The organism is Marinobacterium marinum (assembly GCF_013868415.1).
Lineage (GTDB): Bacteria > Pseudomonadota > Gammaproteobacteria > Pseudomonadales > Balneatricaceae > Marinobacterium > Marinobacterium marinum.
Window position 1 is genome coordinate 1 of record NZ_JACEMT010000052.1, and the last position, 23,162, is coordinate 23,162.

General features: G+C 56.6%; 20 protein-coding genes and 1 tRNA gene. 10 read left to right on the forward strand and 11 right to left on the reverse strand.

Annotated elements, in window-relative coordinates; translation table 11 throughout:
- Positions 1-822 precede the first annotated feature (822 nt).
- Positions 823-1,473, forward strand: coding sequence for a recombinase family protein (locus H1S06_RS11510; RefSeq protein ID WP_181740315.1), 651 nt, complete (start codon positions 823-825; stop codon positions 1,471-1,473).
- A 73-nt stretch (positions 1,474-1,546) separates the two neighbouring features.
- Here H1S06_RS11510 and H1S06_RS11515 read toward each other — a convergent pair whose 3' ends face one another.
- The 7 genes from H1S06_RS11515 to H1S06_RS11545 form a co-directional block, all read right to left on the reverse strand.
- On the reverse strand, positions 1,547-4,696 hold the full coding sequence (locus H1S06_RS11515; RefSeq protein ID WP_181740333.1) for a type I restriction endonuclease subunit R: 3,150 nt from the start codon (positions 4,694-4,696) through the stop codon (positions 1,547-1,549).
- 131 nt (positions 4,697-4,827) lie between these two features.
- A complete protein-coding gene (locus tag H1S06_RS11520; RefSeq protein ID WP_181740335.1) occupies positions 4,828-5,796 on the reverse strand; it encodes an Abi family protein in 969 nt (322 codons plus the stop codon).
- A gap of 79 nt (positions 5,797-5,875) precedes the next feature.
- Complete coding sequence (locus H1S06_RS15740; RefSeq protein WP_328515339.1) at positions 5,876-6,340, reverse strand: virulence RhuM family protein; 465 nt, start codon at positions 6,338-6,340, stop codon at positions 5,876-5,878.
- Positions 6,333-7,175, reverse strand: coding sequence for a DUF2971 domain-containing protein (locus H1S06_RS11530; RefSeq protein ID WP_181740339.1), 843 nt, complete (start codon positions 7,173-7,175; stop codon positions 6,333-6,335). Before H1S06_RS11530 ends, H1S06_RS15740 begins: the two co-directional genes overlap by 8 nt.
- On the reverse strand, positions 7,168-8,601 hold the full coding sequence (locus H1S06_RS11535; protein WP_181740341.1) for a restriction endonuclease subunit S: 1,434 nt from the start codon (positions 8,599-8,601) through the stop codon (positions 7,168-7,170). The genes H1S06_RS11530 and H1S06_RS11535 overlap by 8 nt, the downstream gene beginning before the upstream one ends.
- Positions 8,591-10,297 (reverse strand): class I SAM-dependent DNA methyltransferase, encoded by a 1,707-nt coding sequence (locus H1S06_RS11540; RefSeq protein WP_181740343.1) that lies wholly within the window; start codon positions 10,295-10,297, stop codon positions 8,591-8,593. The genes H1S06_RS11535 and H1S06_RS11540 overlap by 11 nt, the downstream gene beginning before the upstream one ends.
- Entirely contained in the window at positions 10,294-11,232 is a 939-nt protein-coding gene (locus tag H1S06_RS11545) for a WYL domain-containing protein (RefSeq protein WP_181740345.1), read from the reverse strand. The genes H1S06_RS11540 and H1S06_RS11545 overlap by 4 nt, the downstream gene beginning before the upstream one ends.
- A 410-nt stretch (positions 11,233-11,642) precedes the next feature.
- Between H1S06_RS11545 and H1S06_RS15605 the strand changes: the two genes are divergently transcribed.
- Both H1S06_RS15605 and H1S06_RS11550 read left to right on the forward strand, forming a co-directional pair.
- Positions 11,643-12,293, forward strand: a complete 651-nt coding sequence (locus H1S06_RS15605) for a hypothetical protein (protein ID WP_255483047.1) — start codon at positions 11,643-11,645, stop codon at positions 12,291-12,293.
- Positions 12,203-13,333, forward strand: coding sequence for a tyrosine-type recombinase/integrase (locus H1S06_RS11550; RefSeq protein WP_255483048.1), 1,131 nt, complete (start codon positions 12,203-12,205; stop codon positions 13,331-13,333). Before H1S06_RS15605 ends, H1S06_RS11550 begins: the two co-directional genes overlap by 91 nt.
- A gap of 282 nt (positions 13,334-13,615) precedes the next feature.
- Here the strand turns inward: H1S06_RS11550 and H1S06_RS11555 are convergent.
- Positions 13,616-13,692, reverse strand: a tRNA-Pro gene (locus H1S06_RS11555).
- A gap of 160 nt (positions 13,693-13,852) precedes the next feature.
- Between H1S06_RS11555 and H1S06_RS11560 the strand changes: the two genes are divergently transcribed.
- The 7 genes from H1S06_RS11560 to H1S06_RS11590 are packed head-to-tail and all read left to right on the forward strand — an operon-like array spanning position 13,853 to position 20,100.
- The gene (locus tag H1S06_RS11560; protein WP_181740349.1) at positions 13,853-14,515 is read left to right on the forward strand and encodes a thermostable hemolysin; all 663 of its coding nucleotides are present in this window, start codon (positions 13,853-13,855) and stop codon (positions 14,513-14,515) included.
- The gene (locus tag H1S06_RS11565) at positions 14,508-15,926 is read left to right on the forward strand and encodes an AMP-binding protein (RefSeq protein WP_220183864.1); all 1,419 of its coding nucleotides are present in this window, start codon (positions 14,508-14,510) and stop codon (positions 15,924-15,926) included. Before H1S06_RS11560 ends, H1S06_RS11565 begins: the two co-directional genes overlap by 8 nt.
- Before the next feature lie 13 nt (positions 15,927-15,939).
- The gene (locus H1S06_RS11570; RefSeq protein ID WP_181740912.1) at positions 15,940-16,590 is read left to right on the forward strand and encodes a TenA family transcriptional regulator; all 651 of its coding nucleotides are present in this window, start codon (positions 15,940-15,942) and stop codon (positions 16,588-16,590) included.
- 9 nt (positions 16,591-16,599) lie between these two features.
- A complete protein-coding gene (locus H1S06_RS11575) occupies positions 16,600-17,409 on the forward strand; it encodes an SDR family oxidoreductase (protein WP_181740351.1) in 810 nt (269 codons plus the stop codon).
- A 27-nt stretch (positions 17,410-17,436) separates the two neighbouring features.
- The gene (locus H1S06_RS11580) at positions 17,437-18,075 is read left to right on the forward strand and encodes a tetratricopeptide repeat protein (protein ID WP_181740353.1); all 639 of its coding nucleotides are present in this window, start codon (positions 17,437-17,439) and stop codon (positions 18,073-18,075) included.
- Between the two features lie 10 nt (positions 18,076-18,085).
- A complete protein-coding gene (locus H1S06_RS11585) occupies positions 18,086-18,751 on the forward strand; it encodes a response regulator (RefSeq protein ID WP_181740355.1) in 666 nt (221 codons plus the stop codon).
- Entirely contained in the window at positions 18,748-20,100 is a 1,353-nt protein-coding gene (locus H1S06_RS11590) for an ATP-binding protein (protein WP_181740357.1), read from the forward strand. The genes H1S06_RS11585 and H1S06_RS11590 overlap by 4 nt, the downstream gene beginning before the upstream one ends.
- Here the strand turns inward: H1S06_RS11590 and H1S06_RS11595 are convergent.
- Genes H1S06_RS11595 through pheT form a run of 3 tightly spaced genes read right to left on the reverse strand, consistent with a single transcriptional unit; the run spans position 20,089 to position 23,137 of the window.
- On the reverse strand, positions 20,089-20,457 hold the full coding sequence (locus H1S06_RS11595; RefSeq protein WP_181740359.1) for a MerR family transcriptional regulator: 369 nt from the start codon (positions 20,455-20,457) through the stop codon (positions 20,089-20,091). The two genes, H1S06_RS11590 and H1S06_RS11595, sit on opposite strands and share 12 nt — an antisense overlap.
- Positions 20,429-20,740, reverse strand: coding sequence for an integration host factor subunit alpha (gene ihfA, locus H1S06_RS11600; protein ID WP_091821389.1), 312 nt, complete (start codon positions 20,738-20,740; stop codon positions 20,429-20,431). Before ihfA ends, H1S06_RS11595 begins: the two co-directional genes overlap by 29 nt.
- 21 nt (positions 20,741-20,761) lie before the next feature.
- Positions 20,762-23,137, reverse strand: a complete 2,376-nt coding sequence (gene pheT, locus H1S06_RS11605) for a phenylalanine--tRNA ligase subunit beta (RefSeq protein WP_181740361.1) — start codon at positions 23,135-23,137, stop codon at positions 20,762-20,764.
- Positions 23,138-23,162: the final 25 nt, after the last annotated feature.

Genomic DNA, 23,162 nt, shown 5'->3' on the forward strand with positions numbered 1-23,162 from the left:
ATTTTCAAGGGCGCACTTTGCCGTAACGGCACGTAGACCACATGCCACAGGGTAAACCATACCGTGGTACACCACCCATGGTGACCCTCTCTGCAGACTCCCATCAAATCACTGCCAAGGTGGCAACCAAAAACTACAGTATATTCACCTCATGGTTTCGATATTGGGCTTTGCAGAAATATGTTTCTCACTTAGATCACCGCTACTACAACACCCTGCGGCACAGGCGCGGAGACAGCACGAAATCTTGCGAAGTCCAATTTCCCTCTTACTACCCCCGGTTATGTCTGGCGGGTACTACCCCTGCATATAGCTCTCTGGACCTAAGAGATTGCCAGTATTCGGGTGTGCCGGAAGACATTACGGGCAAAAGAGCTAGTCCGTAATGAACGCACCTTTCATGCCTCAGGTCGAACAAACACCCTGTGTAAATGGTTGCAGCAGAAATATTTTGGCGGTCTCATCTATGAGGGCATTTGTTCAGACGAAGTGTTTGTTGCAGTGTGGCACAGACAGTTTGGGGCATAAAAAGAAGGGCCGCTTGCAGGATTGACTGCTGCTAAATGATCTGGATTTCGACGGAAGCAGCTGCAGCCCAACGGATCAGTCACCTTTAGGGAAGATCAGGAATAAGGGGTAGAGAGCCTTGAGTTCACACGCATGACAATCGGTTCCAAAAGGTATGCCTCAAGGAAACCGGCTGTGATGTGGGCCAAAGCCTGTAGATAGTATTTGCGAAACCACTCTAAATGAACCATAATAAAGAAACCATCCTAAGTGAACTGGATGGGGTTGAGTATGAGATGAGAGAGGTGGAGGCGTATGTTCATCAGGGCGTACCTCCGTGCTTCAACTGACGAACAGAATGCTGAGCGAGCCCGCTCGGATCTTGAGGCGTTTGTGGAAGAGCATGGGCATAGGATTGCATCGTTTTACGTTGAGAATGAGTCTGGGGCCAAGCTGGACAGGCCTCAGCTGATGCGCATGATTCAAGATGCGCATGTTGGAGATGTGATACTGGTTGAGCAGATCGATCGACTCGCCCGCTTGACGCAGCAGGACTGGGACACACTGAAGTCCAGACTGGCTGAGAAGCGATTGTCGATTGTTTCGAAGGAGATCCCGACGTCACACATGGCGCTGAGACAGAGTGATAGCGATGCGTTCACGGACTCTATCCTGCGAGCAGTGAACGCGATGCTGCTGGATATGCTGGCGGCAGTTGCTCGTAAAGACTACGAGGACCGGCGCCGCAGACAGAAGCAGGGTATCGCTGATGCGAAGGCTAAGGGTAAGTACCGAGGTCGTGAGCCTGACACTGAGAAACGTGCGAGCATTGCCAAGATGCTTGAGAGTGGGTGCAGTTACAGTGAGATTCAGAGTGCATTGAAGTGCTCTCGCAAGCTGATCTCCAGTGTAGCCAAGGGCGAACGTGCCATTAGCCAGACTTCCGCCGAGGCGGCGCTGGACTAAGCACACCGCGACCGGCAAAAATGGAGTTGTACAACGATCTCGCTTGGCGCGTTGTACAACTCCCTGCTTGGCCCTACCTTGTCCATCCGTTCGACAACACTTCTGCCTGCTTCAACACCAGCTCAACAGCCTCCGGTGCCTGATCGGGCGGATACTTGTAGCGTTGCAGGGTGCGGCGCACCAGAATACGCAGCTTGGCACGAACGCTCTCTCGCACCTGCCAGTCCACGGTGGTGGACTTGCGCAGCTTGTCGGTGATCTCGACGGCGATCTGCTTCAGGATAGCGTCGCCAAGCTCGCGAACAGCGCTTTCGTTGTTGGCCAAGGCGTCGTAGAAGGCGACCTCGTCACCGTTCAGGCCCAGCGCCGCTTCGCGGGCCATCTCTTCCTGAAACTGCTTGGCCATGGCGATCAGCTCTTCGATCACCTGTGCTGTTTCAATGGCGCGGTTGTTGTACTTGCGCAAAGTCTCCTGCAGGCGGTCGGCGTACTTCTTCTCTTGTACAACGTTGTTGCCGGTCTTGGCCTTGATGTCATCCTTGAGCAGTTTCTCCAGCAGCTCGACGGCAAGGTTGCGGTACGGCATCTGACGTACGTCTTCCAAGAATTCATCCGACAGCAGGCCGATGTTGGGTTTGTCCAAACCGCACAGCTCGAACACGTCGTCCACACCCTCTGCGACGATGGCGTTGTCTAGTATCTGTTTCAGCGCCGAGTTCTTCTCAGCCTGCGTCAGCTTACGGTCAACGCTCGTGCCCTTGGTGATGGCGGCTTTCACGGCGGACAAAAACGCCACTTCCTTCTGCAACGCACGGGCTTCGTCCAGTGTGCCACACAGGGAGTACGCCTTGGTCATGGCCAGTACGGTATCAAGGAAGCGCTTCTTGCCGTCGGGTAACCCCAGTATGTAGTTGGCGGCACCGACCAGTAGCTTGTGGGCTTGGGTCTCGAACGCGCTGTAGTCGAAGCCGTCGCCCTGTGGCCCCTTGGCGAACATGCCGTGGATGATGTCCAGTTTCTCCAGCAGGATAGCGTAGGCCTCTTCGGCGCTGTGGGTCGGTGAACCCTTGCCCTTGGAGTCGGTGTAGGTTTTCAGCGCCTGCTTCAGTTCGTTGGCAATGCCGATGTAGTCCACTACCAGTCCGCCGGGCTTGTCCTTGAATACCCGGTTTACGCGGGCAATTGCCTGCATCAGGTTGTGCCCCTTCATCGGCTTGTCGATGTACATGGTGTGGCAGCAGGGCGCGTCGAAGCCGGTTAGCCACATGTCGCGTACGATCACTAGCTTCAGCGGGTCGTTCACGTCCTTGAAACGCTTTTCGAAGCGCTTCTTAGTCTGCTTGTTGTAGATGTGCGGCTGCAGTTCGGCCTTGTCTGATGCCGAACCGGTCATCACGATTTTGATCGCGCCTTTTTCCGGGTCGTCGTCATGCCAATCGGGGCGGAGTTGTACAATCGCGTTGTACAACTGCACGCAGATGTCGCGGCTCATGGCGACGATCATGGCCTTGCCGTCGATGCTCGCGGTGCGGGCTTCGAAGTGGTTGACCAGATCCTCCGCAACCTGTTGCAGGCGAGGGCCGGAACCGACCAGCTTCTCTAGTCGGCTCCATTCGCCCTTGGTGCGTTCACGGGCGCTGACGTCCTCTTCGTCTTCGACCACCTCGTCCACCTGATCCGATAGCTCTTCGATCAGCTCGCGATTGATGTCCAGTTTGGCCAACCGGGACTCGTAGTAGATGGGGACGGTTGCCCCATCGGCCACGGCGTCCTGAATGTCGTAGATCGACACGTAGTCGCCGAATACGGCGCGGGTGTCCTTGTCGTCGCTGGAGATTGGGGTGCCGGTGAAGCCGATAAAGGATGCGTTAGGCAATGCGTCGCGCATGTGCTTGGCGTAGCCGAACTTGTAGCTGCCGTCCTGCTTCAGTGTGGCCTTCAGGCCATACTGGCTGCGGTGGGCTTCGTCCGAGATCACCACGATGTTGTGGCGGTCGTTCAGGATCGGGTGCCCGGATTCGTCGTTCAGCAGCGCGAACTTCTGCACGGTGGTGAAGATGATGCCGCCGGACTCGCGCTCCGCCAGCATCTCACGCAGGGTGTCGCGGTCTTCCGCCTGTACCGGCGTCTGTTTCAGCAGCTCCTTGGCAGCGCTGAAGGTGGCGAACAGCTGGCCGTCCAGATCGTTACGGTCGGTGACGATCACCAGCGTGGGGTTGTTCATCTGCGGTTGTTGCAGCAACTTACCGGCGTAGCAGCACATGGAGATGCTTTTGCCGGAGCCCTGTGTGTGCCAGACGACCCCGGCCTTTTTACTGCCCGGCACCACACGTTCAGCGTAGGTGGCGCGGCGCTCGCCGATGCCGTCCATGTGCTCGGCAGCGATCACGGTGGCTTTGACCGCTTCCCGCACCGCATGGAACTGGTGGTATCCGGCAATCTTCTTGATCAGTCGGTCCGAATCGGTCTCAAACAGCACGAAGTGGCGGATGTAGTCCAACAGCAGCTCGCGGTCGAAGAAGCCGCGCACCAGTGTTTCCAACTGCCACTCCAGCAGCGGCTTGTCGTCTTCGTGCTTGATGGTACGCCACGGCAGGTAACGTTCTTGGTTGGCGGTCAGGGAGCCCAAGCGCGCCGTGTAGCCATCGCTGATCACCAGCGCTTCGTTGTACACGAACAGCTCCGGTACTTCGTCCTTGTACGTCTGGATTTGGTTGAAGGCGTCCCAGATGTCGGCGGTCTCGCTGCCGGGGCTCTTCAGCTCCAGCACCGCAATAGGCACACCATTGATGAAACACACGATATCGGGGCGGCGCAGCTGCTTGCTACCCTCGATGGTGAACTGGTTAATGGTGCGGAAGCGGTTGTGCTCCAGTGCTTCGAAGTCGATCAGGAAGGCGTGATCATGTACCGGCTTGTCGTCGCGCTTGTACTCAACCGGCACGCCTTCCAGCAGCAGGCGGTGGAAGCTGCGGTTGTTGGTGACTAAATCGAGGCTGTCGGGCTTGCTGACGTGTACAACGGCTTGCTCGACCGCTGATTCCGGCAGGTGCGGGTTGATGCGACGGATGGCCGCTTCCAGATCAGCCAGTAACAACACTTGCCGGTAGTCGGCACGCTCGGGTGTCGGGCCGTCACAGGCAATGTCTGGCCCGAGGGCTACCTCCCAGCCATTTTCGGCGAACCATTCAAGGCAGAGCTGTTCCAGTTGATCTTCGTTCATCGGTTAATCCCTTAACAGTCTGTGCTGCAGACAGACCCTAACAATTCGTTTGACACTGGCAGCCCGGCGCTTATACTAATCAGCAATACGCCCGGTGCCTCTTCACAACTCTGTTGTGTACGCACCGGTTCTCATTTCTGGGGCCATAAACCCCACGCCTGCCACCCTTGCACTGCACCGAAATCTTCGATTTTTATAACGCCCGTGGATGACATCGGGAACTCGGCCATGACATCGAACAAGCGCTGATGCCAACTCGAGTTCGGGCAGATCACCTGCAGCATGGCCTGCATCAAACAGAAATAAAAGAACGGACGCGCATTGTTCATACCCTGCCAGTAGGAAGCATCTACAGGCACAGGGGAACGCTCCAACACGTTGATATTCCACAGTCGGCTATGATGAGCCGATACGTTGCGGATGAAGTTCAAGCTACGCAACCACGACGCGAAGGTGGAGCCATCCACCGCACCATATTTTGCAGCAATAAAGTCTCGATCAGCGATTTTCATTCCTGCGTAAAGCTTGGACATCATCCCGAAATCCCACACTTCGACAGCAACCCAAATTGGTAGCCTGCCGTAGTTGCTCTGGTAATGTTCAACAAAAGGCTCTCGACGTGAGCGCCATAAGTGGCTGCGATACTTGTCGAGCCACAGGTCATGCTCTGTGCGCCCTCGGGCGGGACCACGCGTTTGGATCTTCTTGCTGAAATGCCCATGCAGGCACTTGGGGTTTTCGTGTGCGTATGGATCAACCTTGCCTAGCAGGTGGGCGATGTCCACGCGAATGGCCATTTCAATGCGCTCCAGAGCGTCCATCGCAAGTAACCTAAGCTTCTTGTCGAACACGTAGAGCTGAACCACGTCAGCAAAGTGACTACCCTCGACGAAACTATCTAAACGGCGCGGTATCGGGGTGTTAGCGGTCTGCACTGGGTCCAACTGCCGAAATGGATACCAGTACCCACTCAGGCGGTAATAGCCAAGGCGTTCGAGATAGCTTTTGGCCGCTACAGGATCGTCTACTGCCATGCCTCGCTGTTGCAGCAACGTAAGCTGGTCATTTAGGGATTTCCACGGTTTAAGGTGATTTGGCATCTCGCGATCCTGACTGAACGGTCAACTCTTTCCGGTTGCTACCAATTTTGTGCTCTGATGTTCCAAAATGGAACATGTGCTAGGTCGGTGTCCTGTGAAGCAGAAAGGGGAACCTGTTGCTGAGCGTGCGCGACAGCAGGGCCACCGCCTGTTCAAACTCGACGCCACGTTCGGCCAGCCGCTTCTGATTCAGCGTATAGCCCTGCACCAGATGCTGTTTGAGCACGCTAGTGGCCCATTGGCGGAACTGCACGCCGCGCTGAGACTTGACGCGGTAGCCGACCGATATGATCACATCAAGCGAGTACAGGGCGACCGGCTTGTCCGAACCGGCAATATGCACTTTTTGCATATTGCTTTCTTCGGGCAGCTCCCCCTCCTTGAAGGCGTTGCAAACATGGCAGGAGATCACCGACTGGTCGCGTCCGAATAGTTCACACATCTGCGCCTGACTGAGCCAGACAGTCTCCTGTTCTAGAGCGACTTCAAGCTGGGCTTTGCCATCTTGTGAGACGAACAAGTGAACCTGCTGGTTGTTATTCACTAACGTCATCCTTAGCTGGTTCAGATACAAGCTCTCTATGCCATGGCTTACCTGTGCCTGATCGGTCGTTTCTAGCCATCCTGTAAACGGGCACACCAAGCTCTTGGCCAACCGTGCGGAGTAGTTCAAAGTGAGCCCACGACATGCTGACTCCGCCGATTAACGAGGCTATTCGAAGCCCCTCCGGCATGTCGACCTTACAACCTTTTTGTTCGAAGTGAACAAGCCTGAACTCTTGCTCGTACGCCCAGTCGATTGTTTTGGTCGCCAGTAACCTAGAAATTGCTTGATGAGGCGTGAACAGTATTTCGGAAACACACACCTGTGGCAGTTCATTGCTGTAGGTGACGTCATACATCGCAAGCTGAGGGTTCTCGCTGGCGAGAGTCATTTTGTGCAGATCATACTCAATACAGAACCCTTGGTGGCCTGATGCGTAGTGCGACCAGCTCAACGGGATCTCGTAACTGTTTGAAAAGCACTGAGCGCCGAAAGTACCTATATGGCGTTTAAGGCTAGCTGCAATGTGATCAGGGTCGTCTGACATGCCACCCTTAATCCAGCGCCTCACATCCTCTAACATCTCGGAACTGAATAGCCAGTGGACATGATCAATCTCTACACTACCGAACAGTGCTGCCGCCGCCGTTCTGAGCTGGTCGTCTGTGAAACCTGTTCGCCCCGCCACGTATCTCACGTCCAGCTGAAGGTCTAGCGGATCATTAAATCTAGACGGATCTGCTATGAATAAACGCCCATCTCGTAACGATTCAATGCGGCTGCAATCGGCTGGTTCAAAACGGTAGATTGGTTTACCGATGATGTGGTTACTCATAATCCGGCTCCTCTATGACTTGAGATATGCTCAAATCGCCGGATAGAAGCTTGGGTAGGAGGGTGTCACGAAGGCTCTCAAGAGCGTGTATGTCATAAGTGTTATTGAGGGCGCCTTCGAGCATGGCTGAGGTACAGGAGTGATAACGTTCTAGCACATCAAGTGAGGGCTTCAAAACCTGAATTTTGGAAAAATTACCCGTGTTGAGGTTTAGCGTTGCGCTTCCGCCGCTAGCCAAGTCATGAAGGTGTTTGTACAGCGACCCCATCCGAAAGTAGAGGTATGTCGTATAGCTTTGGTTGAAGGGGACAATGCTATTGATCTGCTGATTCGTGTGACTTTCTTCTGTTGTGATGACTACCTGACCGACTGTAGCGATACAGCTGACACACACTGCGCCTTTGGGGATTGCCTTTTTGGGCTGCGATGCTGCACCCACTGCACTTAAGCATTCAGTTGTTCGAGTTGCGAAGAGTTGGCCGTGCATGTCGGGAATTTTGATGAAGGGAACGCTTTCACCATAGAATTCCGGCTTTTTCTTCGAAGGTGTTTTGCCGCACACCACTTGGCCAAAATCTGATACGGGTACGACTTCCCATCCCTCCGGTATCTCGCCCAGCTCACTGTCCTGCATGGCGGATGGGAAGAGTTCGGCGGTAGCGCGCAGTTCGGTGTACTGCTCCGGCTGTTCGGCCTGCATCTGGGCTAGCTGGTCAGCGTCCTTACCCGAGATCGCCTGCATGGCGGCCAGCAGAGCGTCGTCATCGGTGCCACCGGCGTCCAGCGCGGCGGTCTTGGCCTTGACCGGCTCGAAGTCGACGAACCAGCTCTTGAAGATCGCCTGCGTCATCTGTTCGAGGGTCTGGTTGATCTGTTGGTTGAGCTGGATTTTCCGACGTATTGAGCCCAAAGTGGCGACAATAAAAGATCTGACGTACGCCTCAGGCCACTCCACTTCGTAGCCAAAAATATCCTTAAGTGTAATGCTGGCTTGGTTAGCACTTCCTTGAGCACTACATACTAAATACTCGGAGAATTTCGGAGATTTGAGCGCATAGAACAGGTACTCCTGATCATCAATCTGCCCATTCGTAACCCTCAGCCGAACACTGTTTTGGTTTAGTAAGGCCCCCTCCAAGCCAGAAGGTACTGACACTGTTTTCCCAACGATAGAAGCAGGGTTGCTCGGCCACGATCCTACTGTAGCTATGACAATGTCGCCCTCTTTCAATACGACATTGGTGTTTTGAACGGCAACCTCATCACCAACGAACTTGAGGTCATCCAAAGAAATGCTGTCAGCTGTAAAGTTGCTAACGCGAACTACGGGGTGGCCTTCATTTAAGTAGTCCTTGGATTTGAAAGCGAAACCTTTCTGATGGGAAATTATGTCCCCCAAGGGGACTCTGTCGACATTAACAGTCATACCCCAGCCCCCCCAGATTCCGCTTGATCTCAGCCTCCAGCCGGTCACTCTCGGCGAACTGCGCCCGCAGCTGCTCAGTCAGCCGGGCCATCTTGTCAGCGAACGGCTCACCGTCGTCCTCCTGATCCGGCGCACCGACGTAGCGGCCCGGTGTCAGCACGAAGTCGTGCTTCTCGATCTGCTGGAAGTCCACCGATGCGCAGTACCCGGCCACTTCCTCATAACCTTCACCACGCTGCCACGCATGGAAGGTGTCAGCCACTTTGCGGATGTCGTCAGTGGCGAAGTCACGCAGCACACGATCACGCATGTAGCCGAGGTTGCGTGCGTCGATGAACAGCACTTCGTCGCGGCGGTCGCGCTTCTTACCGTCCTTGCCAGACTTGTCTTTGGTCAGGAACCAGATGCAGGCCGGGATCTGGGTGTTGGTGAACAGCTGTCCCGGCAGGGCGACCATGCACTCGACGAGGTCTTCTTCGATCAGACGCTTGCGAATCTCACCTTCGTTGTTGGTGTTGTAGCTCATGGAGCCGTTGGCCAGCAGTAGTGCCATGCTGCCCGTGGGTGCAAGGTGGTGCAGCATGTGCTGCATCCATGCGAGGTTGGCGTTGCCCTTGGGTGGGGTGCCGTATTTCCAGCGGGCGTCCTCGGCCAGTGACTCGCTCCACCAGTCCTTCATGTTGAAGGGCGGGTTGGCCATCACGAAGTCGGCACGCAGGTCCGGGTGCTGGTCATCAAGGAAGGTGTCGCCGTTCTTCTTACCGAAGTTGAAGTCGATGCCCCGAATCGCCATGTTCATGGCGGCCAGCTTCCATGTGGTGGGGTTGGACTCCTGCCCGTACACGGAGATGTGCTTCTTCTGCTCGGCGGCGTCGTAGTGCTGTTCCTTGGCGTGCTCCTCGATGAACTTGTCGCTGGAGACGAAGAAGCCGCCGGAGCCCATGGCTGGGTCGTAGACACGCCCGCTGTAGGGTTCCAGCATCTCGACGACCAGCGTCACAATGCTCTTGGGCGTGTAGTACTGACCACCTTGCTTGCCCTCTGCCAGTGCGAACTGGCCAAGGAAGTACTCGTAGACGTGGCCGAGGATGTCTTTGCTGTGCAGGCTCAGCGGCTCGCCGTTGTACAACGGCTTGGTGAACGAGGTGTCGGAGAAGGTATTGATCAGGCCCAGCAGCTTGTCGTTGTCCAGCTGGTACTGGCTGATGCGGTTCAGAATGCCTTTGAGTTTGGCGTTGCTGCGTTCGATTTCTTCCAGCGCGTTATCGACCAGCCACGAGACTGAGCGCAGTTTGACGTCGTGACCGGCATCATCCTGCCAGAGCACTGTGCCCACCGGTAGCACTGCTTTTTCCTTCAGCGTGCTCCAGCGTGCCGCCTTGGGCACCCAGAACACGTTGGCCTCACGGTAGTAGTCCAGCACCTCCAGCTCGCCACGCAGCGCCTGCTGGTAATCCTCGTCGCTGTCGAAGTCGTCACGGGGCAGGTAATAGATATTGTCGTCAGTGTCGGTCCTGAACAGCTCCAGCAGCGACTCTTGCCGCTCTTCGAAGGCATCGGACACGTACTTGAGGAAGATCAACCCCAGTACCACGTGCTTGTAGTTGGCGGCATCAAGGTTGGAGCGCAGCTTGTCGGCGGCTTTCCAGAGCTTGGCGTCCAGATCGTTAAGGAATTGCTGTTCCGTGTTGTTCATACAGTCCCTCGGGGGTGTACAGATGGGGTCGCGGCTGGCGGCAGTGGTACAAAGCCCGGTGCCAGCGTCATATTCGGTATAGGGTAATCGGTCATGCGACACAGGATGTCGCTGTTGCGCAGCCACAGGTGATACTCAGGGCCATGCTGGCTGTGGTCAGTTGTACAATCCACGTTCCAGCGGCGCAGCAGGTAGCCCGCCAGTGCGGCGCGCACCGGCAGCGTCATCATGGCATCCGTCATGCCGTACTCGAAGGCGATGGTCTCGGGGTGTGCCAGTGTTGGGTGTGGAACCAGTTCGAGGCTGATCTCGGTATGCCAGTTCCTGTCCTGATCACGCAGTGACGGTAGATTGGTGTCAGTGTCATCAACGGTTGCGGACTCGATGCGATTAATCACGAAGTCGGCATAGCGTCCCCGATCCGCGTCAAAGGCCCGCAGATGCCATCTAAGGCCGTTATCGACCAGAACCAGTGGAACGATGCTCTTATGTGAAAAACCGCTGGAAAGCGACCTGTAGGCGATTCTGAGCGCCTTACCGCTGAACAGCGCTCGGCTTACCGGTATCAAGACATCCAGTGACGGGGCCGACAGGCGGCCCGAAAGCTCGGAGGGTAACCACGACGGCGGGGTGGACACGAAGTCGTCACCGTAGCCTTCAGACAGTGCTGTAAGTACCTGTGCCGGGGTGTAGTTGTACAACGGCGTGAAATCGGCTGCAGGGCGGTAGGTTTCGTCGGCGTGGTCGTAAACGATGTTGCCGGGCGCGAGCTGGCGGTAGAGGGCGAAAGCCCGTGAGGCTGCTGATTCACTGAGTCGGAAACGGTTAATCAGGTCCACGCGATTGACGCAGCCCAAGAACAATAGTCTGAACTCAACATGAGCCAGACGCTCTTGCTGCGGTTGAGGAATCTCGGCAAACGCCCTCTGCCCCATGTTTTTTCCCTAATTGTACAATACCTCAAGACTGGCACATTACGTCGCGATTGTGGGCCTGTCAAACTGACACCCCTATACTTCTCTCCAAGCAACAATGGACCTTAGGTAAGTATTAGCCCTGCCATTGACGATGAATTTCATTGTTGTACAACAAGCCACCCACAAGCTCTAAAATTGTACAAAGACTATCAAAATAATAAACACCATTTAACCTTGTACAATTTAAATAGATCGCAAAACATCATGAAATTGTACAATTAAAAAATGATGTTTTTTTTGAATTTAAATATTGAAAAATAACTGCAGCACAATTATATTCACGAACGTGATCGACGGTGTCGAGTTATCCACCGCTTTCGCCAGTCCACGTATCACGTCCTTACGCTGCCCGATATGTAGGCCAAGGAGTGCTCCGCACCACCTCCCCTGCAAGGCTGCATTGCCCCACCGCTCCGCTGTTTAGCGGTCAGGCACTGCAAAAACTCGCCCATGCCGGGCCGAGTTCCGCACAACGCGTGCCTAAATCAATTAAACCGGAGCAGCGGCCACAGTCTTGGGGACGGAATGAAATGCAGCACCAAGCTGAAAATATCATCGAAATATCCAACGAAATTACACGTACCATACTTGGTCATATTCAGCTCAGCATTTTTGAGATGCTTTCTGGTGAGAAGCCTCCCAACACATTGATTTTTGGAAAAGCCAAATATCAACTTATCGAAAAAGATATCAACACGGCCCCTGACGCATTAACCGAACAGAAAATGGCAGAAGCCATCGGTGTGTCCACTTCTCACCTGAAGAAGCTGCGATTAAGCGGAGAACTCCCCGAGGGGCAAGTATGGATCAGAGTCGGTAGAAGAATTCAGTACAGCATCAAAGGATATAACGCATGGTTCTCAGCTCAGCTCAGCACAAACTCCCAACAGGCGTCGAGCATCATGGCAACGGCCTCCGTATCTGGTTCATGTGGCAAGGCAAGCGTTGGCGGGAACCGTACCCGTACGTACCGACAAAAGCTAACATCCAAGCAGCGGGCCGCCTTAGAGCTAAGGTAATCAACCTCATCAAGCTGGATGCCTTTGACGAGCAACACTACCTGAGTTTATTCCCTAACACGACACAGATCGAGATACACGATGCCGTGATCACCTTCGCCAATGCCGCTCAGGGGTACTTGGATGACCTAACAGTCTCTCCAGCAGTGCGTAACGAATACCGTAAAATTCTTCAATCACGCTGGATGCCTCTACTTGCCGATCGCGCTATTAGCTCCATTACATTCCCGGAACTTCGCCAAATGACGCGTGATCATCAATGGCCCAGTAACAAAACCCGTAACAACTGCCTAACGCCATTACGCAGAGTATTCGAGTGGGCTGTTGATGGCGAGTTGATTGATTCGAACCCAGCCGCCAAACTCAAGAACTTAAAGCACCAGAAATTGCCTGTCGATCCATTCACAAGGGAAGAAGTAGCAAAGATTTTGGGTTATATGCACAGCGAGTTCACGGGAATGAAGCGGATCTATTTCCACTATTTTGAGCTGGCATTCAATACCGGCATGCGAACTTCCGAGCTCCTAGCATTGGAGTGGGATGATATCGATTTCAAAAGCGGCTACGCACTTGTAGATAAGGCTAAGGTCCGTGGTGTCGTGCGAAATACCACGAAAACCGCTAATTTTCGACACGTGTCATTAAATGAGAATTCAATTCGCACGATCTGTGCGCTAAGGGAGCTGACTGGAACACATCACAGCCGTTTACTATTTCTCGCTCCTCAGACAATGGAGCCAGTCACTTCATACAAAGCCCCTTTAAAGGTATGGAAAAATGTACTCAAGGAACAGGGCATCCGTTATCGGAGACCTTATAACACCCGTCATACATATGCCTCCCTAGCATTCATGAAAGCAATACCTATAGGCTTGATTGCTAAGCAGCTGGGTCATTCAGTGACCACTCTCGCGAAAGACTACGCAACGTGGATGAAAACAGAAGAAGACAAACGACACCTGAGCAACATAAACCTGCCATCTTTCGGAGGACTCACGATACATGCGGGTTCCTCCATAGCGCTCCCCTCACTTAAATAAAACCCTCAACCTGCTGAAGCACAACACCAGCCATCTACGGCCCATCTCTAGCCCCTTCTCTCGTTTGCGTAGCTGCATTGCATAGCAGCTACGCTTGTTTCCCCATGTAACGCTTCATGGCCTATGACTAGGCTATCAGGATGGTAATCCACGCTTAGCGCGCGCACAAACCGATCACACGCCACAGCATGATTTAGGATGATGAATGATTGAGGGAACTACAAGATATGACTGGCTTTGCCCCATCCATGCCCCAGATGGAATGTAACTCTTTGAGTTAAATGGTCGGGACGGCAGGATTTGAACCTGCGACCCCTTGCACCCCATGCAAGTGCGCTACCAGACTGCGCTACGCCCCGACTAGGCGGGAACTGAAGGATCAGTTCCGAAGAGGATGCGAATATTACCCCAAGCTTTTGAAAAATGGAAGCTTTCAATATGCAGTTTTTTCTTTTCGTCCCTTAAGGCTTATTTAAGTTTTCAAATCCAGACTGGGTAGCCATGAAGAGGAGCTACCCGATGAGCATCAACCCTCCCATGGTCAGTTGTCCGTCTCAGCTGAGCCTGCATGAGCAGGCATCGGAGACGCGGGCCGAAGTTGAACATTTCATCCATGATCGTTTCGTCACCGAACACAACGCAGAGGTCAGGGACTTTCTGCCTACGCTGGTCAGTTGCCGTGGTACACAAGGCGAGCTGATGGCCGCCGCCGGTTTCCAATTGGCCAGTGAAGGCGTGTTGTTTCTGGAGGCCTATCTGGATGCCCCGATCGAAGCGTGCCTGGCCTCGCTCGGCACGACCGGCTGCTCACGCGATAGGATTGTCGAGGTGGGCAACCTCGCCACACAACGGCCGGGACAGGCTCGGCAGCTGATCATCACGCTGGCGGCCTGGTTCCACCGTCGTCAGCTGGAGTGGGCCGTGCTGACACTGACCCCGGTGCTGATCAACAGCTTCCGCCGTCTGGGCCTGGAGGTTCACCTGCTGGCAGAGGCGGTGCAGTCGCGACTCCTGCACTCACTGAGCGACTGGGGCCACTACTATGCACAACACCCCAGGGTTGTGGCCGTCTCCATTCCGGCCAGTGCCCGGCACTTGAGGAAAGCCGCGCAGGCCCATCGGCATCGCCCACGGGGCGGCATCTCCAAGGGTCACAATAATGGAGATCGTCCCCATGTCTGAACAACTGCTCATGACCTTGAACCATTGGGCTCGGCAGCAGCCCGATGCGATCGCCTTGCAGGATGCCCATGCATCCCTGAGCTGGGGTGAACTGCCAGCGGCTATCGACCGGGTCGCGGATCGCCTTGAGCGGGATGCGGGACAGCGTATCGCGCTGCTGGCCGACAACAGCCGTCACTGGGTCCTGGCCGATCTGGCGGCACTCAAGCTGCAGCGTCCCCTGATTCCGGTCCCACTGTTCTTTAGCGAAGAGCAGCGAGCCCACCTGTTCAGCCGTGCTGGCATTGATACGTTAATGACCGTCGAAGACGACCAGCTGCAGATCCGCCGTTTACAAATACCGGCCACTGAGTTGCACCCGGGCACCGCCAAGATCACCTTTACCTCGGGTACCACCGGCGCGCCCAAGGGCGTCTGCCTGAGTGCCGATCAACAGCTGCAGGTGGCGCACAGCCTCGCGGAGCGACTGTCAGGCCTCGGCATCCGGCGTCATCTCTGCCTGCTCCCGCTGGCGACCCTGCTGGAGAACATCGCCGGTGTCTATACGGCATTGCTGATGGGTGCCAGCGTACAGCTGCCGCCGCTGGCAACTCTGGGCTGGCAAGGTTCCAGTGGACTTAATGTCGAACAGCTATTGAGTGCCCTGCACCAGCACCGGCCGGATTCGTTGATTACCCTGCCCCAGATACTGTCTGCGCTGGCGGCCACCGGTGAGCGGGGAACCACCCTGCCGGAGCTGAGGTTTATCGCCGTGGGTGGCGCACGGGTGGGCGCAGACCTGATCCGGCGCGCCCGCGCCCAGGGGCTGCCCGCCTACGAGGGCTACGGCCTGTCCGAATGCGCCTCGGTGGTCAGCCTGAATACGCCCGGCCAGGATAGCATCGGCAGCGCCGGCCGCGCTCTGGGCCATAACCATCTGAACCTGAGCGCCGAAGGCGAACTGCTGATCGAGGGCAACTGCATGCTCGGTTATCTCGGCGAGCCGCCGCACTCGGGTGTCTATGCCACCGGCGATCTGGTCCGTGTGGATAACTCGGGATTCCTGCATATCGAGGGGCGCCGCCGCAACGTCATCATCAACAGTTATGGCCGAAATCTCAGCCCTGAATGGGTGGAGTCAGAGCTGCTGGCTCAGCCCGGCATCGAGGAAGCTGTGCTCTACGGCGAGGCTCGGCCGTTCAACTGCGCGCTGATCCATGCGCCTTCTCTGAATAACGATCAGCTCGATGCACATCTGGCAAGGATCAATGCCCGCCTGCCGGACTACGCCCGCGTCCGCCAATGGACACGTCCGGAAATCTCCATGCGCAAGCAGAGCGGGCTGTATACCCTCAACGGACGCCCGCGCCGCGCCGCCATTGCGACCCACTTTGCCGACACCCTTGAATCCATCTATGCAACCGATTGCTGAACAGGAAGCCACCATGTCCTTTTACGAACAGCTGCAACTGGAAACCCAAACCGCCCGCCAATACCTGCTGGACGCACCGATCCTGGTCGCCTGCCAGCGCGGCGACATCAGTCTCAACCAGTACACCGCCTTTCTGACCCAGGCCTATCACCACGTCAAGCATACCCTGCCGCTGCTGATGGCCTGTGGCAGCCGCCTGCCGGAACGACATGAATGGCTGCGCGAGGCGGTGGCGGAATATATCGAGGAGGAAACCGGTCATCAGGAGTGGATTCTCAATGACCTGACCGCCTGTGATGTGGACAAGGAAAAAGTTCGCCATGGCCAGCCTGCGATCGAGACCGAGCTGATGGTCGCCTACGCCTACGACCTGATCCACCGCATCAACCCGGTTGGCTTCTTCGGCATGGTCCAGGTACTGGAAGGCACCAGCGTAAACCTGGCGACTCCCCTGGCCCAGATCATTCAGGATCAGCTTGGTCTTCCGGATGCGGCCTTCAGTTACCTGCGCTCGCACGGCTCGCTCGATCAGGAACACTTCCAGTTCTTCCGTGGCCTCATGGACCGGATCGAAGACCCAGAGGAGCAAGCACTGATCATTCACAGCGCCCGCGTGTTCTACCGTCTTTATGCCGATATTTTCCGCAGCCTGCCGACCGCTTGAGAGGCCAACATGCACTTTAATCACCGTCATATCCTGATTACCGGCGCCAGCGGGGGCATCGGTGCCGCTCTGGCCCAGGCTCTGGCCAGAGAAGGCGCCAGTCTGCTGCTCCATGGCCGCAACCCGGATGCGCTGAACGATCTGGCCGGCCAATGCCTGCATCTCGGCGCTCAGGAGGTGCAGATCTGCTGTGCCGATCTGGCCATCGCTACCGGCAGAGAACAGCTGGTGGCTTGCGTCAGCCGGGGTTTCCCCCGACTCGACACCCTGATCAACAATGCCGGCATCAGCCGTTTCCAGCTGTTCGACCAGCAGCCCCCCGAACAAATCGAGCAACTGATCACCACCAACATCACCGCACCGATCCTGCTGACCCGCGCCCTGATCGCCCCGCTGCTGAACAGCGATGGCGAAGCCCCGGTGATTCTCAACATCGGTTCCGCCTTCGGTTCCATCGGCTTCCCGGGGTACAGCACCTATTGTGCCAGCAAGGGCGCCATCCGCCTGTTCAGCGAGGCACTTGCGCGCGAGTTCAGCGATACCGCCTTGCGTGTTCAGTACCTGGCCCCGCGCGCGACCCGCACCCATATCAACAGTGACAACGCCAACGCCATGACCGCCGCCACCGGCAGCGCCATCGACAGTCCCGAACGGGTGGCCCGGGCTGCGCTCAAGCTGCTGCGCTCAGGCCGGGCACAGGCGGCTGTCGGCTGGCCCGAAAAGCTGTTGGTGCGCCTCAACGGCCTGCGTCCCGAGCTGATCAGCCGCGTGCTGGGCAAACAACTGGGCAAGATCAAAACCTTCGCCAACCAACCCTGATCCCTAAATCTGAACATGAGGCTGAAGATGAACAAGACTCCTCTAATCCGTGTCGGTCTGCTGACCCTGACCCTGGGTTGTGCCACTATGGTGCATGCGGCGACACCCGAACAACTGCTGCCATTCCAGCAACGCTGGGCCGAGATTCAGTATGAACTGGACACCGACGGCCGCGCCAAGGCCTTTGCCGAACTGGCCAGCCAGCTGGAAGCCCAGCGCAGCGTTACGCCTGACGACCCTGATCTGATGATCTGGCAGGGCATTACGCTGAGTTCCGAAGCCGGCGCCAAGGGCGGTCTGGGCGCGCTCAAACTGGTGAAGCAGGCCCGCAAGTTGTTCGAACAGGCGATCGACCGCAACCCGGAGGCCCTGCAGGGCTCGGCGCTGACCAGTCTGGCCACGCTGTATCACCAGGTGCCGAGCTGGCCGATCGGTTTCGGCAATGACGACAAGGCTCACGAACTGTTCCGACAGGCGCTGGCGGTCAACCCTAACGGCATCGACAGCAACTACTTTTACGGGGCTTACCTGGCGGACAAGGGTGACTCAGCCGGCGCACGGGCACGGCTACAACAGGCCCTGCTGGCTTCGCCCCGCCCGGGACGCGAGCAGGCCGACGCTGGCCGGCGTAGCGAAATCAATCAGCTGCTGCAACAACTGAGATAAGGACACCCGCATGCGCATACTGGTCATCGAGGATGACGACCTCTTGGGCGACGGCATCACCCGCGCCCTGACTCGGGAGGGCGATGCCGCCGACTGGCTTACCAATGCCGAGGATGCCTGGCACAGCCTGCAAGTGGAGCATTTTGACTGCCTGATCCTCGATCTGGGACTGCCCGGTATGGATGGTCTGAGCCTGCTGCGACAGTTGCGCAAGGCGGGCAGCACCCTGCCGGTGCTCATCCTGACCGCGCGCGACGCCATCGAAGACCGTATCGCCGGCCTTGATGCCGGTGCCGATGACTACCTGCTCAAGCCCTTTGATCTGGCCGAACTGCGTGCTCGCCTGCGCGCCATTACTCGTCGTCATAAGGGTTACAGCGACACTCGGTTGCAATTGGGGCATATCGAGATCGACCTTCCGTCCCAGAACGTGAGCTTCCAGGGGAAGCCGGTCAACCTGTCACGACGCGAATATGGCGTACTCCTGACGCTGGCTGAGAATGCCGGCAAAGTGCTCACCCGGGGTCGACTGGAAGAATCTCTGTACGGCTGGGGCAACGAGGTCGAGAGCAATTCGGTCGAAGTGCATATTCACCACCTGCGCAAGAAACTCTCCGCCTCCGTCATCCGCACAGTACGCGGAGTCGGTTACATGATGGATAAACCGGGATCATGACCTCCATCCGCCGCGCTCTCAGCGCCAGCCTGCTTGGCCTCGTATCCTGCGCCGGTCTGGTGGCCGCCGCGCTATCATTCTGGGCCGCCACGGACGAAGCCGAAGAGCTGTTCGACGCCCAGATGGCCCAGATGGCCCGCCTGGTTGGCCAACTGGTGCACACCGGTGAACTGACCCGAAACCCTCTCGGCGGTACTGCCGAGTGGCTCCCGGCCCATCCTTATGAGAAACAGCTGTCCTACCGCATCGCTGCCCCGAACGGCGACATCCTGCTGGTATCGCCCAGTTTTCCACAGGGTGTCAGTACCATGGAGCAGGGATATCGGGACCTGCAGCTGGATAAACAGTGGCGTCTGTTTACCTTGGAACAACCGGCTCGGCAACGCCTTATTCAGGTGGTTCAAGACAAGCACATCCGCAATGAGCTGGCCATCAAGGTAGCACTGACAAACATTCTGCCACTGCTGATATTCTTCCCGATTCTCGGACTGACGATTTGGTGGTTGATCGGCTTTCATCTGAAACCGCTGGTGACGATCAGTCAGCAAGTATCCACCCGCAGTTCTGACCATCTGGAACCTCTGGAGCTGAGGCGGGTACCCGACGAAATAGACGGACTGGTCGGTGCACTCAACGCTCTGCTCGCCCGCCTGCAGCAAAGCTTCGAGCGGGAACGACGCTTCACGGCCGACGCTGCACACGAACTGCGTACTCCCTTGGCCGCTCTGCAGATCCACTGCCAGAATCTGGCTCAGGATCTACATCATCAGGAAGGAAAAACCAGTTGCCAGCAGATGCTCAAGGGGCTTTCCCAATTGAATCGTATCGTCGAACAGCTGTTGCAGCTGAGTCGGCTTGATCCCCAAGAGCAGCTGCCCGACAGTGGTCAGATTAATTTAAGCGAATTGTGCCGCGAACTGATTGGCGACCAGGTCGGCTTCGCCATCAAACGTCGGATCGACCTCGGGCTCAACGCGCCTGATACCGACCTGTACGTGCAGGGCAACCCACTCTACCTGGGACTCATGCTGCGCAATCTGATCGACAACGCCCTGCGCTATACTCCCGCAGACGGCGAAGTCACCCTGTCGCTGAGCCTGGTTGATCACGCCGTTCGATGCTGCCTGACCGACTCAGGCCCCGGTATCGACGACGCTTACAAGCAACGGGTATTCGAGCGCTTCTATCGCCGAGACAGAACAGAACCGGGCAGCGGACTGGGATTATCGATCGTGAAACTGATCGCAGAGCGGCACCATGCTCAGCTCCAGCTGATCGATCGTAAGGACGGCAAACAGGGACTCATGGTACAGATTGATTTCAGCGGCCATCAACCGTCAGCGCAATGACACGGATTTCAGCAGTGACTGAATCTCTTCCAGCTCACCGATGGTCTGACGCAGCAATTGACGATAACGTGCCGTATCATCACTGCCGCCTTCTCCGGCCAGCCATTGGCGAGCGCCGGCAATGGTATACCCCTGCTCATGCAGCAGGCTGCGAATCTGACGCAGGAGCAATACATCCTGCTGCTGGTAATAACGGCGACTGTTACGTTTGACCGGCTGAATCTGGGCAAATTCCTGCTCCCAGTATCTCAGCACGTGTGGCTTGAGGCGACAGAGATCCGCGACCTCGCCGATGGTGAAGTAGCGCTTTGGCGGTATGGGCCCCAGCTCAGACGCTGTCTGGCTGGTTTCCGGCATGAATTTCCACTCGTTCCTTGAGTTTCTGCCCTGGGCGGAAGGTCACGACCCGGCGGGCAGAAATGGGGACCTCCTCTCCGGTCTTGGGGTTTCGACCCGGGCGCTCACGTTTGTCGCGCAGGTCGAAATTGCCAAAGCCGGAGAGTTTCACTTGCTCGTTGTGAGCCAGGCTGGTGCGAATTTCATCGAAAAACGAATCAACCATATCCTTGGCTTCACGCTTGTTCAGGCCCAACTCCTCATAGAGGCGTTCAGCCATGTCAGCTTTGGTCAACGAGCTCATGTCGGTCACCCTGTCCAGTGTTTACTCTCGTAATGTAGCACCACAGCGCTCACGGAGTGCGGATACAACGGCATTCACGGCACTGTTGATCTCTTCTTCGTTAAGAGTGCGCGATGGGTGCTGCCAGGTCAAGCCCAGCGCCAGACTTTTTCGTCCCGGTTCAATACCTTGGCCCTGGTATACGTCAAACAGAGTGACCTGCTGGAGAAACTCTCCCGCTTCGGCCTCGACGACCTGACGGATCTCCTCGAAAGCGGTTGTCTGATCAGCCACTACTGCCAGATCGCGACGCGATTCAGGGAACTTGGACAGCGAACTGAAACGTGGCAGCTTGCCTGAAATCACCGCCTCCAGGGCAACCTCGAACAGGTAGACCGGGCCATTCAAGTCCAGCTTTTTCACCAGCGAAGGGTGCAGTGCACCGATATGGCCGACGGTTTCGCCATTGCACTCGATACGGGCCGTCTGTCCCGGATGCAGCGCCACATGACGATCTGCCACAAAGGTGAAACGGTCGCCGTAGCCTCCCAGTGCCAACAGAGACTCAAGATCGCCCTTGGCATCGAAGAAGTCCAGTTTCTCCTTGCCAGCGGTCCAGCCTTCTGCATCACGGCTACCCGCCAGAATACCGGCGATTACGTTTTCCTGTACCAGCTCGTTCGCCTTGGGCAGGAAGCGCTGTCCGGTTTCGAACAGACGCACACGATTCTGCTGACGGTGCTGGTTATACTGCAGTGCTTTCGCCAGGCCCGGCCACAATGTGGTGCGCATCACCGCCATTTCGGCAGAGATAGGATTGGCCAGCGCAATAGCTTCGTGCTGGTCATCGAAAGACTTCTGCAGACCGGTCTCGATGAAACTGTAGGTGATCGCTTCCTGATAACCACGGGCCACCAAATGACGGCGCAGAGACTGCAAGGTCAGACGCGCCTCAGCAATCGGAGGAATCGGCAGTGCCGCTGTCGGTGTATGTACCGGCAGATTGTTGTAGCCATAGACACGGGCGATCTCTTCGATCAGATCCACTTCAATACTGATATCAAAGCGGTAACTCGGCACGGTCACCTGCCAGCCGTCTTCAACTGCGTCCAGCTGCATGCCCAGACGGGTCAGAATCTCTTCAATTTCAGGAGCCGGAATTTCCAGTGCCAGTACGGCTGTCACCTTGCCGTGACGCAGGTGCACCTTGCGTACGGCTGGCAAATCGGCTTCTGCGATCGCTTCTACAACCGGACCCGGTTCGCCACCTACGATTTCCAGCAACAGTGCAGTAGCACGCTCAATCGTCTTACGCTGCAGCTGCCAGTCGACACCACGCTCGAAACGGTGTGAGGAATCAGTGTGCAGGCCGTAGCTGCGCGCACGACCGGCGATCGCCAGCGGCGCAAAAAAAGCGCTCTCAAGGAATATATTGCGGGTTGCGTCGGTTACCGAAGTCGGTTCGCCGCCCATGATACCGGCCATGGCCACCGGCCCCTTGGCATCGGCGATCACCAGGGTGTCAATGCTCAACGCTACTTCCTGGCCATCCAGCAGAACCAGCTTTTCGCCCTCTTCCGCCAGACGCACCTTGATGCCGCTGTCGAGTTTGCTCAGGTCGAAAGCGTGCATCGGCTGACCCAATTCGAGCAGCACGTAATTGGTGACATCGACCACCGGGTCGATGCTGCGCACACCTGAACGGCGCAGTTTTTCCTGCAGCCATTGCGGCGTTTCCACACCCGGATTGATGTTGCGAATAACACGCCCCAGATAACGCGGGCAGGCATGACCATCAACCAGTTGCACGTCGAAACGGTCGTCAACCAGCGGAGCCACAGCGGAGGCTTCAACATCCGCTACCGCCACCTTGTTCAGCACACCGACTTCGCGGGCCATGCCGGCAATGCTCAGGCAGTCGCCGCGGTTCGGTGTCAAATCGACATCGATGATCGTGTCGTTCAGATTGAGGAACTCACGAATATCCTGGCCCACCGGCGCATCCGCCGCCAGCTCCATGATGCCGCCATGGTCTTCGGACAGGCCCAGCTCGTCTTCGGCACAGAGCATGCCAAAAGACTCAACCTGACGCAGTTTGGCTTTCTTGATTTTGAAGTTGCCCGGCAGCACCGCCCCAACACGGGCAAAGGCGGTCTTCAGACCGGCACGGGCATTGGGTGCACCGCAGACAACTTGCACCGTCTGCTCGCCATCGCTGACCTGACATACCTGCAGCTTGTCGGCATTGGGATGCTGTTCGGCGGTCAGGATTTCGCCCACGACCACACCGGTGAAATCGCCGGCAACCCCTTCAACATCGTCTACTTCAAGGCCGGACAGGCTCAGCTGGTCTGCCAGTTCCTGAGTTCCGATCTGCGGCTGAACCAGCTCGCGCAACCACTGTTCACTGAATTTCATGCTGCTTTCCTGAAAAATCTGTTTG